At 59.5% G+C, this 15,204-nt stretch carries 12 protein-coding genes; 9 read left to right on the forward strand and 3 right to left on the reverse strand.

What is annotated here, in order from left to right:
• Positions 1 to 15 precede the first annotated feature (15 nt).
• From ACMXYH_RS11035 to mtnC, 4 genes are read left to right on the forward strand one after another with little or no spacing between them, the layout of a single operon-like run.
• Positions 16 to 1,167, forward strand: coding sequence for an MFS transporter (locus ACMXYH_RS11035; protein WP_415767080.1), 1,152 nt, complete (start codon positions 16 to 18; stop codon positions 1,165 to 1,167).
• Positions 1,164 to 1,805 carry a methylthioribulose 1-phosphate dehydratase gene (locus ACMXYH_RS11040; RefSeq protein ID WP_415767081.1) on the forward strand — a complete coding sequence of 214 codons (642 nt, stop codon included), beginning with the start codon at positions 1,164 to 1,166 and terminating at the stop codon, positions 1,803 to 1,805. Before ACMXYH_RS11035 ends, ACMXYH_RS11040 begins: the two co-directional genes overlap by 4 nt.
• A gap of 34 nt (positions 1,806 to 1,839) precedes the next feature.
• Entirely contained in the window at positions 1,840 to 2,385 is a 546-nt protein-coding gene (locus ACMXYH_RS11045; RefSeq protein WP_134422688.1) for a 1,2-dihydroxy-3-keto-5-methylthiopentene dioxygenase, read from the forward strand.
• A gap of 4 nt (positions 2,386 to 2,389) precedes the next feature.
• Complete coding sequence (gene mtnC, locus ACMXYH_RS11050) at positions 2,390 to 3,073, forward strand: acireductone synthase (RefSeq protein WP_415767082.1); 684 nt, start codon at positions 2,390 to 2,392, stop codon at positions 3,071 to 3,073.
• Positions 3,074 to 3,262: 189 nt separating this feature from the next.
• Here the strand turns inward: mtnC and ACMXYH_RS11055 are convergent, their stop codons facing one another.
• A complete protein-coding gene (locus tag ACMXYH_RS11055; protein ID WP_102615552.1) occupies positions 3,263 to 3,541 on the reverse strand; it encodes a DUF3509 domain-containing protein in 279 nt (92 codons plus the stop codon).
• A 344-nt stretch (positions 3,542 to 3,885) separates the two neighbouring features.
• On the opposite strand from ACMXYH_RS11055, the gene ACMXYH_RS11060 reads away from it, so the two are divergent.
• Positions 3,886 to 5,724, forward strand: coding sequence for a long-chain-acyl-CoA synthetase (locus ACMXYH_RS11060; protein ID WP_129436935.1), 1,839 nt, complete (start codon positions 3,886 to 3,888; stop codon positions 5,722 to 5,724).
• A gap of 111 nt (positions 5,725 to 5,835) precedes the next feature.
• Positions 5,836 to 6,354, forward strand: coding sequence for an ankyrin repeat domain-containing protein (locus tag ACMXYH_RS11065; RefSeq protein WP_129436934.1), 519 nt, complete (start codon positions 5,836 to 5,838; stop codon positions 6,352 to 6,354).
• A gap of 179 nt (positions 6,355 to 6,533) precedes the next feature.
• Here the strand turns inward: ACMXYH_RS11065 and ACMXYH_RS11070 are convergent, their stop codons facing one another.
• Together ACMXYH_RS11070 and xthA are read right to left on the reverse strand one after the other, a co-directional pair.
• On the reverse strand, positions 6,534 to 7,874 hold the full coding sequence (locus ACMXYH_RS11070; RefSeq protein ID WP_415767083.1) for a substrate-binding domain-containing protein: 1,341 nt from the start codon (positions 7,872 to 7,874) through the stop codon (positions 6,534 to 6,536).
• A 152-nt stretch (positions 7,875 to 8,026) separates the two neighbouring features.
• Entirely contained in the window at positions 8,027 to 8,839 is an 813-nt protein-coding gene (gene xthA / locus ACMXYH_RS11075) for an exodeoxyribonuclease III (protein WP_415767084.1), read from the reverse strand.
• Positions 8,840 to 9,015: 176 nt separating this feature from the next.
• Here xthA and ACMXYH_RS11080 point away from each other — a divergent pair, with 176 nt between their 5' ends.
• The 3 genes from ACMXYH_RS11080 to ACMXYH_RS11090 all read left to right on the forward strand — a co-directional run bounded on the left by ACMXYH_RS11080 (position 9,016) and on the right by ACMXYH_RS11090 (position 15,130).
• Positions 9,016 to 9,666 carry a GNAT family N-acetyltransferase gene (locus tag ACMXYH_RS11080; protein ID WP_046047485.1) on the forward strand — a complete coding sequence of 217 codons (651 nt, stop codon included), beginning with the start codon at positions 9,016 to 9,018 and terminating at the stop codon, positions 9,664 to 9,666.
• Positions 9,667 to 9,731: 65 nt separating this feature from the next.
• On the forward strand, positions 9,732 to 11,459 hold the full coding sequence (locus tag ACMXYH_RS11085; protein WP_415767085.1) for an autotransporter assembly complex protein TamA: 1,728 nt from the start codon (positions 9,732 to 9,734) through the stop codon (positions 11,457 to 11,459).
• Entirely contained in the window at positions 11,456 to 15,130 is a 3,675-nt protein-coding gene (locus ACMXYH_RS11090) for a translocation/assembly module TamB domain-containing protein (RefSeq protein ID WP_415767086.1), read from the forward strand. The genes ACMXYH_RS11085 and ACMXYH_RS11090 overlap by 4 nt, the downstream gene beginning before the upstream one ends.
• Positions 15,131 to 15,204 lie beyond the last annotated feature (74 nt).

Raw genomic sequence — 15,204 nt, forward strand, 5'->3', positions numbered from 1 at the left:
AGCCGCTGCGGTCTGATGACGGTGGCGGCGCTCCCGTACTGGCGGCTCTCCAGTTTCTATCTGTTCTATTTCGCCTTGCTCGGTTCGACAGCGCCGTTTCTGGCGCTGTACTTCGATCACCTGGGCTTTTCCAGCGCGCGCATCGGCGAGCTGGTGGCGATCCCGATGCTGATGCGCTGCGTGGCGCCGAACATCTGGGGCTGGCTCGGTGATTACACCGGGCAACGCCTGGCCATCGTGCGCTTCGGTGCGGTCTGCACGCTGCTGACGTTTTCGCTGATCTTTGTCAGCAAGACCTACGCCTGGCTGGCGATGGTCATGGCGTTACACGCGTTCTTCTGGCACGCGGTGTTGCCGCAGTTCGAAGTCATCACGTTGGCGCACTTGCAGGGCCAGACTAACCGTTACAGTCAGATCCGCCTGTGGGGTTCCATCGGTTTTATCATCACCGTGGTCGCGCTTGGCCGGTTGTTCGAATGGTTGAGTCTGGATATCTATCCGGTGGCGCTGGTGCTGATCATGGCCGGGATCGTGGTCAGCAGTTTGTGGGTGCCCAACGCTCAACCGGTTCAGGGTGAACGACCGGAGGGGGACGGTTTTCTCAAGCAGTTGCGCAATCCCGGGGTGCTGGCGTTTTACGCTTGCGTAGCGCTGATGCAGATGAGCCACGGTCCTTATTACACCTTTTTGACCTTGCACCTGGAGCGACTCGGGTACAGCCGTGGGCTGATCGGCGTGCTCTGGGCGGTCGGTGTGGTCGCCGAAGTCTTGATGTTTCTGGCCATGAGCAAGATCCTCGCGCGTTTCTCTGTGCGTCGGGTGTTGCTGGCGAGTTTTCTGCTGGCGGCGTTGCGTTGGTTGTTGCTCGGCTCGTTCGCTGAGTTCCTTTGGGTGCTGTTGTTTGCCCAGGTACTGCACGCGGCGACATTCGGCAGCTTTCACGCGGCTGCCATCCAGTTCGTGCAACGTAGCTTCGGCGCGCGCCAGCAAGGGCAGGGTCAGGCGTTGTACGCCGCACTGGCCGGCACCGGCGGCGCACTGGGCGCGTTGTATTCCGGCTATAGCTGGAATGCCCTCGGCGCCACATTGACCTTTAGTATTGCCAGTCTCGCAGCCCTGGCGGCTGCCGTTATCATTGCCACACGTATGCAAGAGGACAGGCCATGAGCCTCACCCGTGAGCAACTCGTCCAGGAAATCATCGATGCCGGGCGTTTTCTGTATGGCCGCGGCTGGTCGCCTGCCACCAGCAGCAATTACTCGACGCGCCTGTCGCCGACTGAAGCGCTGCTGACGGTGTCCGGCAAGCACAAAGGCCAACTCTGCCTCGACGATGTGCTGGCCATCGACCTGTCGGGCAATAGCCTGGAACCGGGCAAAAAGCCGTCCGCCGAAACCTTGCTGCACACCCAGCTCTACAACTGGCGTCCGGAGATCGGCGCGGTGCTGCACACGCATTCGGTGAACGCCACGGTGCTGTCGCGCTTGACGTCGCAAGACTTCATCGAGTTCGAAGACTACGAACTGCAAAAAGCCTTCAGCGGTGTGTCGACCCACGAATCCCGGATACGTGTGCCGATTTTCGATAACGACCAGGACATTGCGCGCCTCGCTACCAAGGTGCAGCCTTGGCTTGAAGCGCATCCCGATTGCGTCGGCTACCTGATCCGCGGCCACGGTCTCTACACCTGGGGCGCGCGCATGAGCGATGCGCTGCGGCAGATTGAGGCCTTTGAATTTTTGTTCGAGTGCGAGTTGAAGATGCGCTCACTCTTGAACCATAAAAAGCTGAACCGTCAAGCATGAACCGCCAAGCATGAACCGTTAAGGAGTTGCCCTGATGAGCAGCCTGTCCGTTTACCACGTCTCAAGCCCTGATTTGCCTAACAAGGTGCTGACGCATTTCGAAGACATCGCCTCGACCCTGGCCGAGCAGGGCGTGCGTTTCGACCGCTGGCAAGCCGCGGCGAAAATCCAGCCCGGCGCCAGTCAGGAAGAAGTGATCGCCGCGTATCAGGAGCAAATCGACAAGCTGATGACCGAACGCGGTTACATCACCGTCGACGTCATAAGCCTGAACAGCGATCACCCGCAAAAAGCCGAATTGCGCGCCAAGTTTCTCGACGAACATCGCCATGGCGAAGACGAAGTACGATTTTTCGTCGCCGGCCGTGGGCTGTTCACCCTGCACATCGACGATTACGTCTACGCGGTGCTTTGTGAGAAAAACGACCTGATCTCGGTACCGGCCGGCACCCCGCACTGGTTCGATATGGGCGAACATCCGCACTTTATTGCGATCCGCCTGTTCAACAACCCTGAAGGCTGGGTAGCCAGCTTCACCGGCGATGACATCGCCAGCCGCTTCCCGCGTCTTGAGGACTGAGGTGATGCCGATCAAGGCGATTCTCACCGACATCGAAGGCACTACGAGCGCGGTGAGTTTTGTGTTCGACGTGCTGTTTCCCTACGCCGCCAAACACCTGCCGGATTTCGTTCGCCAGCACGCCGAGCGTGCGGATGTTGCCGAGCAACTGACCGCCGTGCGCCGGGACAACAATGAACCAGGCGCCGACGTCGAGCGGGTCATCGAGATCCTCTTGAGCTGGATAGCCGAAGACCGCAAAGCCACGCCGCTGAAAGCGTTGCAAGGCATGGTCTGGGAACAGGGTTATCAGGCCGGAGAGTTGAAAGGCCACGTTTACCCGGACGCCGTTGAAGCGCTCAAACGCTGGCATCAGGACGGCTTCAAACTGTTTGTTTATTCGTCCGGTTCGATCCAGGCCCAAAAGCTGATCTTTGGCTGCTCGGAAGCGGGGGATCTGTCACCACTGTTCAGCGGCTATTTCGACGCCACCTCGGGGCCCAAGCGTGAAGCGCAGTCCTACGAGCGCATTACCCAGGCCATTGGCCTGGACGCTTCGCAGATCCTGTTTCTGTCCGACATCGTTGAGGAACTGGACGCGGCGCGTACGGCGGGAATGGCTACGTGCGGGCTGGCACGTGAAGGCGGAGAGCTGGCGAGGCATGTGACCGTCGACAGTTTTGCGCGGATCGATCCTTCGACGTTTTAAGGCATATAACACATAACCTGTGGGAGCGAGCTTGCTCGCGAAAGCAGTTTAACATTCAACATTGATGTTGCCTGAAATGCCGCTTTCGCGAGCAAGCCCGCTCCCACAGGGGATTGCGGGATTCCAGAAACAACTCAGGCCGTGAAGCGAAAGCTCTCACGGCCTGTTTGTTTACAGCATCGGAACGGTTTAAGCCGAGTGATACGTCGGCAGGGCAAACCGCTGCTGGCTTTGCAGCATGGAAATCTGCGGCAGTTCGCTGGCCTGTTCGGCGATGTCACGGCGAATGGCACTGATCACCCAGGAAAGCTGATCACCCGCATGCAATTGCTGGTAGGAAATCGAGCGTTTGAAGACTTTGCCGTCGGTGCTGCTCAAGGTCAGCAGAATGCCGCCGTCCGGACGTGGCTGGGTGGTCACTTCGAAGTTGGAGAACAGGGACGAAAATTTTTCTTGGATCAGGTTCATGTCTATCAGCTCCGTTAGCTCTTGAATGGCAAGCATGCAGAGGTAGTTGCAGTGATTGTGCCAGCACCTGATTTTTAAAAAGCCCTTATATATCAATTAGTTAGTTTTTCAGTGCTTTAGCACTTTCGTGCAATCTGCATGAATGGCCATCGTGCATCCTGCATTTTGCGTGGTCGACATCGATTCGATGGAACCATTTGCCCGGCGCAGGCTCACGATTTCAATTGCCGCAGCCGTGGATACAAATCATTTCAAAAACCGCGTGTACAGCTCAGGAACCGCTGACGTATTTTCGGCCTCAATCAACGCCGCCCGAACAATAAAAAGATCGACCGGGAGCAACCATGAGCCGCACGCCGCACGACACGATTACCTGGGGCATGATGCTCCGCAAACTGCCTTCCATTGCCAAAGCCATTCCTCGCGTGGTGAAGGGCATGAAAGCCGCCAACGTCAAGGACCCGACCCAATCGTGTGGCCTGGGCTGGAGCTTCGAACAAGCGACGTTGCGCAATCCCGATGGCCCGGCATTGCTGCAGGGCGAGGTGGCGCTGACGTATGCTCAGGTCAACCAATGGGCCAATCGCATTGCCCATCATCTGATTGCCCAAGGCATCCGCAAGGGCGATGTGGTGGCGGTCTTTATCGAGAATCGCCCGGAACTGCTGGTGACGATTCTGGCGGTGGCCAAGGTCGGCGCGATCAGTGCCTTGCTCAATACCTCGCAAACCCGCGATACCCTGGCTCACAGCCTGAACCTGGTGGCACCCGCGGCGATCATTGTCGGAGAAGAGCTGGTCCCGGCGTTTTCGGCGGTTCGCGAACGGGTGTCGATCGACGCGGCGCGCACCTGGTTCGTCGCTGATCGAGACACCTTCAGCCATCCCGGCATTGCGCCCGACGGCTTCATCAACCTGATGACGGCCAGTGCCGACAGCTCCAGCGACAACCCTGCCAGCAGTCAGCAGGTATTTTTCGACGACCCTTGTTTCTATATCTACACCTCGGGCACCACCGGCTTGCCCAAGGCCGGGGTGTTCAAGCACGGCCGCTGGATGCGCAGCTCCGCAAGCTTCGGGCTGATCGCCCTGGATATGCGCCCGGAGGATGTCGTCTATTGCACCTTGCCGCTCTATCACGCCACCGGGCTGTGCGTGTGCTGGGGCTCGGCGATCAGTGGCGCCTCGGGTTTTGCCATTCGCCGCAAGTTCAGCGCCAGTCAATTCTGGAACGATGTGCGCAAGTACCGCGCGACCACCCTCGGTTACGTCGGCGAACTGTGCCGCTACCTCGTGGATCAACCGCCCAGCGCCGACGACAGCAAGCACCGCGTGACGAAGATGATCGGCAATGGCCTGCGCCCCGGCGCGTGGGGCGAGTTCAAGACACGTTTTGCGGTGAATCACATCTGCGAGCTCTACGCCGCCAGCGACGGCAACATCGGCTTCACCAACATCCTCAACTTTGATAACACCGTCGGTTTTTCCCTGATGTCATGGGAGTTGGCGGCGTACGACCACGACAGCGGTGAGCCGATTCGGGATGCCAAGGGCTTCATGCGCAAGGTTGCCAAAGGCGAGCAGGGGCTGTTGCTGGCGAAGATCAACGACAAGGCGCCCCTGGACGGCTACACCGATCCGCAGAAGACCGAAAAGGTTGTGCTGCACGACGTGTTCGAGAAGGGCGACCGTTATTTCAATACTGGTGACCTGCTGCGCAACATCGGTTTTGGTCACGCGCAGTTTGTTGACCGGTTGGGTGATACCTACCGCTGGAAGGGCGAAAACGTCTCGACCACCGAAGTCGAAAACATCCTTTTGCAACACCCGAATATTTCCGAAGCCGTGGCCTACGGCGTGGAAATCCGCAACACCAACGGGCGTGCGGGGATGGCGGCGATTACGCCAGCCGAGTCCCTGGCGACCCTGGATTTCAGTGAACTGCTGGCTTTCGCCCGTGAGCAAATGCCCGCCTATGCGGTGCCGTTGTTCCTGCGGGTGAAGGTGAAAATGGAGACCACCGGCACCTTCAAATACCAGAAGACCCGCCTCAAGGACGAAGCCTTCGACCCCGGCAAAACTGGCGATGATCCGATCTACGCCTGGCTGCCGGGGACCCAGACATACGTGCAGGTCACTCCGCAGTTGCTGGCGGATATTCACGGCGGCGCTTTTCGTTATTGAATGCAGCGCTATTGAATGTGCTTATGGCCTTCCATGAGAAAAAAGAAGTGACAGCCTCGGGGCTGCTCGGGAAACTGTCGGCTTTGCGAATAACAGAACGTGGAGTGCCCAATGTCAGACCAAAGCCGCCAGATGACCCCCGAAGAAGCCGCTGAATTTGCCGAACAGGTATTCAACAAGGCGCGCGAGGGCGATGCGGCCATGATGGCTGCGCTGTTGACCAAGGGCCTGCCGCCGAACCTGCGTAACCACAAGGGCGACACCTTGCTGATGCTGGCCGCTTACCACGGCCATGTGGATACCGTAAAAGTCCTGCTCGAACACAAGGCCGACCCGGAAATCCGCAACGACAACGGCCAGAGCCCGATTGCCGGCGCGGCGTTCAAGGGTGACCTGGCGGTGGTCAAGGCACTGGTTGAAGGCGGCGCGCAAGTGGAAGGTTCGTCCTTCGATGGCCGTACAGCGCTGATGATGGCGGCGATGTTCAATCGCGTCGAAATCGTCGACTACCTGATCAGCAAAGGCGCCGACCCGAAAGCCAAGGACGCCAATGGCGTCTCTGCGCTGGATGCAGCCAAGACGATGGGCGCGGTGGATACCACGGCGCAGTTGCAGAAGCTGCTTGGCTGATTTGCACCCTGTAGCAGCTGTCGAGCTTGCGAGGCTGCGTTCGGCTGCGCAGCAGTCGTAAAGCCTATATGTGCGGTCTCCCTGAAACACCGCATCGTCTGATTTTACGACTGCTTCGCAGCCGAACGCAGCCTCGCAGGCTCGACAGCTGCTACACACACACACACACACACACACCATCAATGCACCCAAACCTCAACCCGCCGATTCTTGATTCGCCCCTCATCCGCGCTATTGGCCGCCACTGGCATCTCGGCGCCAAAACCACGAATCTCGCGTAACACCACGCCGCTTTTCACCAGTTCCCGCCGCACCGCCATGGCGCGCAGTTTCGACAGCAGATCGGCCCGCGCCGGATCACTCTTGGCGTCGCCAAACCCCACCAGCGTCACCTGCCGATTGGTTTTCTCGTGCTGATTTATATAGTCGAGCACCCGCGACAGGTCTTGCCGGGCCTTGTTGTCCAGCGTCGCACTGCCTTCTTCGAAACGAAAATTCACCGTCAGTCGTTGGGCGTGACGGCTGAGCGCCTGATAACCCTCCGGCATTAATGCATTCGGTGTGACCGTCATGGCATGGACGGTCTGGGCGATAAAGCCATTGGCCGCGACAATCGCCTGACCCTTGTTGCTTTGGGCGAACGCCACCAATGCGTCGGCCCAGGGATTTTTCCCATTGGGCGGCAGGTAAAAGAACAGCCGGCGCGACAACGGATAATCTTCCGTAGCAATCAGGCTGTTTAGCGGCAACATGGCTTGGGATTGGCCATCGGCAATCGCCACGGCTTTGGCCTGACGCACGTAAGGCAGGCCGATGAAGCCGATACCTTGCGGGTCGAGGCTGACCGCGTCGGACAATTGCTCGCTGGATTCGAACCGTTTCGCCGCGCTGCTCAGCGTTTTCCCACGGCGGCTGAGGACCAATTCCTTGAACGTGTCGTAGGTGCCCGATTGGTCATCCCGCGCATAGAGATGAATCGTCCCACCGGTGCCGCCGAGTTCTTCCCAGGTTTTTGCCTCGCCGCTGAAGATCCGCGCCAGTTGTTCGGTGTTGAGTTGGCTCAATGGATTTTGCGGATGAAGGATGATCGCCAGGCCATCGATGGCGATGACCTGCTCGGCGCCGGCGCTTTTAAAGTCGCCCAAGCGTGCGAGGTCTGCCCGTTCGCTGTCCTTGATCGGGCGCGAGGAGGCGGCGAGGTCGGCGGTGGCGGTTTTCAGGGCGGTGAAACCGGTGCTGGAACCGTGGGCCGCGATGTCCACCGCGACCCGACGGCCCTGAGCGGTTTCGCCAACAACGCGCAGTTCGTTGGCGTTGTCCGGGGCCTCGTTGTGAACCTTCAGCAGGCCCTGTTCGCGCATCAACCCCTCAACCAGCGCCGGGCCCAATGCCGCGCCAATGGTGTTGGAACCCTGGATGCGCAGCACCGGGCCAGCCTCGGGCGTCGGCAACGCGCCAGCCGAAGCTGTCAGCGGCAGGCAGGCGCACAGCATCAACAGGAACAACACGCGCAGCGTCATGCCGGCACCTTATAAGCCAAAGGAAGTGCCGGGAGAATAAGTCAGTAAGATGTCCGAAAGATGACAGATCAAAAGATCGCAGCGTTCCGCAGCTCCTACAATGGGGCGGCGTACACCCTGTAGGAGCTGCGGAACGCTGCGATCTTTTGCTTCTAGTTCAATTCAAGCCAGATCGGCGCGTGATCCGATGGTTTTTCCATCCCGCGCAGTTCGTAATCCACTCCCGCATCTTTCACGCGTGGCAACAACCCATGGGACGCCATGATCAAATCAATCCGCAGCCCACGCTTGGGCTCATCCTCAAAACCGCGGCTACGGTAGTCGAACCAGCTGAAACGGTCAGCCACCTCCGGGTTCAAGTGACGGAAGCTGTCCACCAGGCCCCAGTTCTTCAAACGGGCCATCCACTCGCGTTCTTCCGGCAGGAAGCTGCATTTACCGGTTTTTAGCCAGCGTTTCATGTTGTCCGGGCCGATACCGATGTCGCAGTCTTCCGGGGAAATGTTCACGTCGCCCATTACCACCAGCGGCTGATCGTTGCTGAACTGGCTTTCCAGTAATTGCTGCAGATCGTTATAAAAGCGGTCTTTGGCCGGGAACTTGGTCGGGTGATCGCGGCTTTCGCCCTGTGGGAAATAGCCGTTCATGATGGTCACCGGCACGCCATTGGCATCCGCGAACGTGCCCCAGATGAAGCGGCGCTGAGCGTCTTCTTCATCGGTGGCGAAACCTTTGTGCAGCGCGAGAGGCTCCTGACGCGAGAGCAGGGCCACGCCGTAATGACCTTTTTGACCGTGGAAATACACGTGATAGCCCAGCGCCTGAACCTCGGCCAGAGGGAATTGGTCGTCGTGAACCTTGGTTTCCTGCAGTCCGATCACATCTGGCTGATGCTTTTCGATCAGCGCCGCCAGCTGATGGGGGCGAGCGCGCAGCCCGTTGATGTTGAAGGAGACGATCTTCATGGTCGGCAGTCCTGGCAAAAGGGCGATGCTAGCTGACATGTAGGAATGGGGCTAGCGTGGCAGTAGTCCAAATGCGCTGCTAATGTCTGGGGGCGTGGGAACGATCACGACCGCGCAAGGCTCGTACCAATAAGAACGAGGCCTTTTTGAGCCTCGCCCAGGGGAGATCTACCGTTATGCCCGAAACCTCGACCGTCATCGCCGATATTCACATGCTCGACAGCGGCTATTCCCGCGAAGCACGTTCGCTGTTGTACCAGGCTTACCGGCATGAGCCGACGTTCGGCTACCTGTTCGAAGCGGAGCGTCCCGGTTATGAACAGCGGGTCCGTGCCACCGTGCGCGAACTGGTCAAACAACACTTTCTTCAGGACTTGCCGGCCATCGGCCTGCTGGTCAACGACCGGTTGATCGGCATCGCGTTGATCGCGCCGCCGCAACGTCGCCTGGGCATCACTGAAAGTTGGGCCTGGCGTCTGCGCATGGTGCTCAGCACCGGCTTTCGCTGCACCCGACGCTATCTCGAGTATCACGATGCCGTGATGGCTTGCGTGCCGTCCGACTCGGTGCACCTGCTGCCGTTGCTGGGAGTGCATCCGCAATTTCAGGGCAAGCACTTTGGTGAACAATTGCTGCAAGCGGTGCACAACTGGTGCGCGGTGGATGAACACTCCGAGGGTGTGATCCTCGATACTGGGAATCCTCGTTATCTGGAGTTCTATAAGCGTCAGGGCTATGAGGAAATCGGTGAGGTCGCCGTAGGACCAATTCGCGAACACGTGTTTTTCCACGCCAATCCGCAGGTGTTACAAACAGCAACGGCATAAAGGTAGACCTTTCATCGCACGCCAGGCTCTATCACGCTCCCAAGCTCGTGATAGCATCCGCGCCTATGAAGTTTCCAGGAAGAATTACCAGCGGCGTGCTGATGCTGATTACCAGCTGCGCGGCGCTGGCGCAAAGTGAATTGGATGTTCGGATCAAACCGTCCAACGATGAACTGAAGGCCAATATAGAGGGCTATATCGGCAGCCTCGGCGATCGAGACGAAGAAGCCTTGCTGCGCTTCAGTCGTGGCGCTGAAGAACAGGCGCGCAAGGCCGCCCAGGCCTTGGGTTATTATCAGCCGCAGATCGACTCGGATGTGAAGGGCGGCAAGACGCCTCGCCTGGTGCTGAACATCGATCCCGGCGAGCCGGTGCATTTGCGCAACGTCACTATTCGCGTCGACGGCCCGGCCGCCTCCCTCAAATCCTTTCGTGTACCCAAAAGCAATGCGCTGAAAACCGGCGCAGTGCTCAACCATGGCCATTACGAAGACGCCAAGCGCCTGATTCAGAATCAGGCCTCGCGCTACGGTTTTTTCAGCGGTTACTTCAGCAGCCAGAAATTGTCGGTTGACCCGCGAGCCGGCGTTGCCGACATCGAACTGATCTATAACAGTGGCCCACGCTATTCACTGGGCAAGGTCAGTTTTGAGGGGGATTCGCCGTTCGACGAAGACCTGCTGCGGCGCATGGTGCCATTCAAGGCGGGCGCCCCTTATGACTCCGAATTGATCGCCGAGCTCAATCAAGCCATGCAATCGAGCGGCTATTTCGAAAGCGTGCGGGTGGATGCGGCGCCGACGGCGTCCAAGAACGACGTGATCCCGGTAGACGTCAAACTCGAAACGCGCAAACCACGGACCATGGGTCTGGGGCTGGGTTATTCCACCGACGTCGGCCCACGGGTCAAGGCCAACTGGACCCGACACTGGGTCAACCCTCAGGGACACAGCTATGGGTGGGAGACCGAAGTTTCGGCGCCTCGGCAGAACGTCGGTGTGTTCTATGACATTCCCCTGGACCCGCCGCTGACCGACAAGCTGCGTTTCGCGGGTGGTTATCAGAACGAAGAAATCGCCGACAAGGACTCCCTCAGCAAACTGCTGACCATCGGCCCCGAGTGGCACAGCAAGCTGCCCAGTGGTTGGCAGCGGGTGGTGTCGCTCAAGTGGCAGCGCGAGGAATACAGGCTCGGCGACGACTCAGGGCTCAGCACGTTGCTGATGCCTGGCGTCAACTACTCCTATCTGAAAAGCGACAACCGTATCGACCCGCACAACGGCTATCGTCTGGAGTTCGCGACCAAAGTGGCCAAGGAAGGCTTGGGCTCGGACACCAATCTGGTCTACGGCACCGCGCTGGTGAAAGGCTTGACCACGGTCTTCGACAAACACCGCTTCCTCGGGCGGGTGCAGGTCGGCGGCAGCGCCACCAACGGCTACAAATCGGTACCGCCGTCGTTGCGCTTCTTCGCCGGTGGCGATCAGAGCGTGCGCGGTTACGACTATCAGAGCCTGTCCCCGGAAAACTCCGAAGGTGACCGCATCGGTGGCCGCTACATGGTCGCCGGCAGCGTTGAATATCAGTACTCCATCGCCGAAAAATGGCGGGTCGCGACCTTCATCGACCAAGGCAACTCCTTCAATACCCTCGAACTGCCGGACCTCAAGACCGGCGTCGGCATCGGTGTGCGCTGGGTTTCTCCGGTAGGGCCGATACGCCTCGACCTGGCCCATGCGATGGACGACGACGGCGGCATTCGACTGCACTTTTCCATGGGGCCTGAGCTGTGAATCGTGGTTTGAAAATAACGCTGCTGGCGATTCTGGCGCTGCTGATGCTGGTCGTCCTGACCGTGGCCACGGTGCTTGGCACGGCGACGGGCAGTCGTTGGGCGCTCGGCTTTGTGCCGGGTTTGACCGTCGAGAATTTCCAGGGTCGTCTGGGTGGACAGTGGAGTGCCGACCATGTGCTGTGGCAGCAGGACACCAGCCGCGTCGAGCTGAACAAGGTGATTTTCGCCTGGTCGCCGTTGTGCCTGACGCGCATGACCCTGTGCATCGAGCAATTGAAAGCCGATCAGGTCAGCCTGCAATTTCCGCCAGGTACGGAAGAAGAAAGCAGCGGGCCGATCAGCCTCCCGGATTTGAAACTGCCCTTGGCCATCGAGTTGGGCGACGTCCAGGTCGGCAGCCTGATGTTCAACGGCAGCGAAGAACTCAAGGGCTTGCAACTGGCGGCGCACTGGACGGCCAAAGGTTTGCAGATCGATTCCGTTCATTTGCAAAGGGATGACCTGAGCCTGAATCTTTCAGGCCTGCTGCAACCCAGCGGTAACTGGCCGCTCAAGGCGGAAGGCAAACTGACCCTGCCAGCCCCCGGCATCGGGCCTTGGACGCTGGCCTTGAAGGTCGACGGCGATCTGCTGAAAACCCTGAACCTGAAAGCCGACAGCAGCGGTTACCTCAACGGGCAATTGACCGGCGAACTGCAACCGCTGGCGGAAAACCTGCCGGCCAAGGTGCGGATCACCGCTGACGGCTTCAAGCCCGGCGCCGATCTGCCGGACACTCTGCAACTCAACCAACTGGAACTCACCGGCGACGGCGACCTGAAAAACGGTTACCAGTTGCTCGGCAAAGCCACGTTGCCCGCAGAACTTGGCCCGGTCGCGTTGTTGCTGCAAGGCAAGGTCGACGCCAATGGCGCTCAGATCGCCGGGTTGGACCTCACGGCCAACGATAAACAAAGCCTAAAACTCACTGGCAACCTCGACTGGAGCAAAGGCTTGAGTGCCGATGCAAAAATCGATTGGCTGGATTTCCCGTGGCATCGCCTCTATCCGCTGATCGACGAGCCAGAAGTAGCGTTGCGCAGCTTCAACGGTGAAGTCTCCTACACCGACGGCAAGTACATGGGGCACTTCAACGCCGCACTCGACGGCCCGGCCGGGGCGTTCAGCCTGACCAGCCCGTTCAGCGGCGATCTGACGAAAATCTACCTGCAACAAATTCAACTCGAAGCCGGGCAGGGCAAGGCCGAAGGGCACCTGAACCTGCAATTCGCCGACGGCATTGCCTGGGACACGGCGCTGGACCTGTCGGCGATCAACCCGGCGTACTGGGTCGCGGAATTACCAGGCATCCTGGCCGGACCGTTGCGCAGCAAAGGCGAGATGAAGAATGAAAAACTCAGCCTGACTGCCGACCTCGATCTGAAAGGCAAACTGCGCGGCCAACCGGCAGTGATCCAGGCCAAAGCCGATGGCGGTGGCGAGCAATGGAATCTCAGCGCGTTGCAAATTCGCCTCGGCGACAACAGCATCAACGGCAAGGGCAGCTTGCAACAGAAGCTCGCCGGCCAGATTGATATCAAGCTGCCGCGCCTGGCCCAGCTGTGGCCGCAACTGCGCGGCCAGCTCAATGGTCGCATCGATGTCGCCGGGACGCTCAAGGCGCCGCAAGGCAAGCTCGGACTGCAAGGCACGCAACTGGCCTTCGAAGATAATCGCCTGCAAAGCCTGAACCTGGACGCGACGCTCAACAGCGCGCAACGGGCCAAAATCGACCTCAAGGGCAGCGGCATTCAGGCCGGTGAGACGTCGCTGGGCACACTGACCGCCAGCGGCCAGGGCGATATCAAAAACCAGAAACTCACCCTCGACCTGCAAGGGCCGAAGCTGAAACTCGCGCTCGGCCTCGACGGCAATCTGGACCAAGGCAATTGGCGTGGGCACCTGGCCAGTGGCGATATCCAGGCCGGCGGTCAAGACTGGAAGCTGCAAGGCCCGGCAAAGCTTGAACGGCTGGCGGACGGCAAGATCAATTTTGGCGCTCATTGCTGGACGTCCGGCCCGGCCAGTCTGTGCGGTGAGGATCAGCGCCTGATGCCTGAGCCGAAGCTGCGTTATCACCTCAAACAGTTCCCGATCGACAGCCTGGCGCAGTGGTTGCCCAAGGATTTCGCCTGGAAGGGACGACTCAACGCCGACCTGCAACTGGACCTGCCGGCCAGCGGCCCGAACGGTCAGATCAGCGTCGATGCCAGCGGCGGCACGTTGCGCATCAAGGAGAAGGACCAGTGGCTGGACTTCCCGTACCAGACCCTGAAACTCAACAGCAAACTCACGCCCAAGCGCATCGACACTGACCTCAACTTCGTCGGCGGCAAGCTCGGTGAGCTTATGCTCCAGGCGCAGATCAATCCGTTACCGAAGGACAAGCCACTGACCGGCTCATTCCGTTTGAATGGACTGGACCTGTCGGTAGCGCGGCCGTTTGTGCCGATGGTCGAGAAACTGACCGGACGCTTGAATGGCAGTGGCACGCTCGCAGGTACGCTGCTGGCGCCGCAGGTCAACGGCAATCTGTTGCTCAGTGACGGCGAGATTTCCGGGCCTGAACTGCCGATAGACCTCCAAGCGCTGCAACTTCAAGCCGTGATCGCTGGCGAAACCGTGCAATTGAACGGCGGCTGGAAAAGTGGCAAGACCGGGCAGGGTAGCCTGAATGGCAACATTGCCTGGGGTCAGGCGCTGGTGGTGGATCTGGCGCTCAAAGGCACGCAATTGCCCGTCACCGTCGAGCCCTACGCAAAACTGGAAATGGCGCCGGACCTGAAGATTTCGATGAAGGACGACAAACTGGCGATCGCCGGCAAGGTGCTGGTGCCAAAAGGCGAGATCACCGTGCGCGAGTTGCCACCATCGACGGTCAAGGTGTCCGATGACACGGTGATCGTCGGCCAGCAGACCGAAGAGGGCAAACCGCCGATGGCCATGGCGATGGACATCGATGTGGTGGTCGGGCAGGACAAACTCAGCTTTGCCGGGTTTGGCCTGACCGCCAACCTGCAAGGTCATTTGCACATCGGCGACAACATGGACACCCGCGGCGAGCTCTGGCTCAACGATGGGCGTTATCGTGCCTACGGTCAGCGATTGACCGTGCGCCGGGCGCGTTTGCTGTTTGCCGGCCCGATCGACCAGCCGTATCTGGACATCGAAGCGATTCGCCAGACCGACGACGTGATCGCCGGCATTCGCCTGACCGGCAGCGCCGAGCAGCCGACCACACAGATCTTCTCCGAGCCGGCGATGAGCCAGGAACAGGCATTGTCCTATCTGGTGCTGGGGCGTCCGCTGAGCACCAGCGGTGAGGACAACAACATGCTCGCCCAAGCCGCGCTGGGGTTGGGGTTGATGGGCAGTTCGGGAGTGACCAGCGGGTTGGCCAAGAACCTGGGGATTCAGGACTTCCAGCTCGACACCCAAGGCAGCGGCAACGCCACCAGCGTGGTGGCCAGCGGCAATATCTCCGAGAAGCTCAGCCTGCGTTATGGCGTTGGCGTGTTCGAGCCGGCCAACACCATCGCCTTGCGTTACAAGCTAAGCAAGAAGGTCTACCTCGAAGCGGCGGGCGGCGTGGCCAGTTCATTGGACATCTTCTACAAGCGGGACTTTTAAACTCCCTCTCTTCCAAAAACCGAGTCGCTCCCATCGCGAGCAAGCTCGCTCCCACAAGGTTCAGTGTGATCCCT

The sequence above is a fragment of the Pseudomonas frigoris genome, assembly GCF_047758635.1.
GTDB lineage: Bacteria > Pseudomonadota > Gammaproteobacteria > Pseudomonadales > Pseudomonadaceae > Aquipseudomonas > Aquipseudomonas frigoris.

Excerpts from the sequence above, each read along its gene's own strand:
- ACMXYH_RS11070 (WP_415767083.1), bottom strand. The coding sequence starts at position 7,874 with ATGACGCTGCGCGTGTTGTTCCTGTTGATGCTGTGCGCCTGCCTGCCG.
- ACMXYH_RS11085 (WP_415767085.1), top strand. The coding sequence starts at position 9,732 with ATGAAGTTTCCAGGAAGAATTACCAGCGGCGTGCTGATGCTGATTACC.
- ACMXYH_RS11040 (WP_415767081.1), top strand. The coding sequence starts at position 1,164 with ATGAGCCTCACCCGTGAGCAACTCGTCCAGGAAATCATCGATGCCGGG.
- ACMXYH_RS11060 (WP_129436935.1), top strand. The coding sequence starts at position 3,886 with ATGAGCCGCACGCCGCACGACACGATTACCTGGGGCATGATGCTCCGC.
- ACMXYH_RS11035 (WP_415767080.1), top strand. The coding sequence starts at position 16 with ATGACGGTGGCGGCGCTCCCGTACTGGCGGCTCTCCAGTTTCTATCTG.
- ACMXYH_RS11080 (WP_046047485.1), top strand. The coding sequence starts at position 9,016 with ATGCCCGAAACCTCGACCGTCATCGCCGATATTCACATGCTCGACAGC.
- ACMXYH_RS11065 (WP_129436934.1), top strand. The coding sequence starts at position 5,836 with ATGTCAGACCAAAGCCGCCAGATGACCCCCGAAGAAGCCGCTGAATTT.
- ACMXYH_RS11045 (WP_134422688.1), top strand. The coding sequence starts at position 1,840 with ATGAGCAGCCTGTCCGTTTACCACGTCTCAAGCCCTGATTTGCCTAAC.
- mtnC (WP_415767082.1), top strand. The coding sequence starts at position 2,390 with ATGCCGATCAAGGCGATTCTCACCGACATCGAAGGCACTACGAGCGCG.
- xthA (WP_415767084.1), bottom strand. The coding sequence starts at position 8,839 with ATGAAGATCGTCTCCTTCAACATCAACGGGCTGCGCGCTCGCCCCCAT.
- ACMXYH_RS11055 (WP_102615552.1), bottom strand. The coding sequence starts at position 3,541 with ATGAACCTGATCCAAGAAAAATTTTCGTCCCTGTTCTCCAACTTCGAA.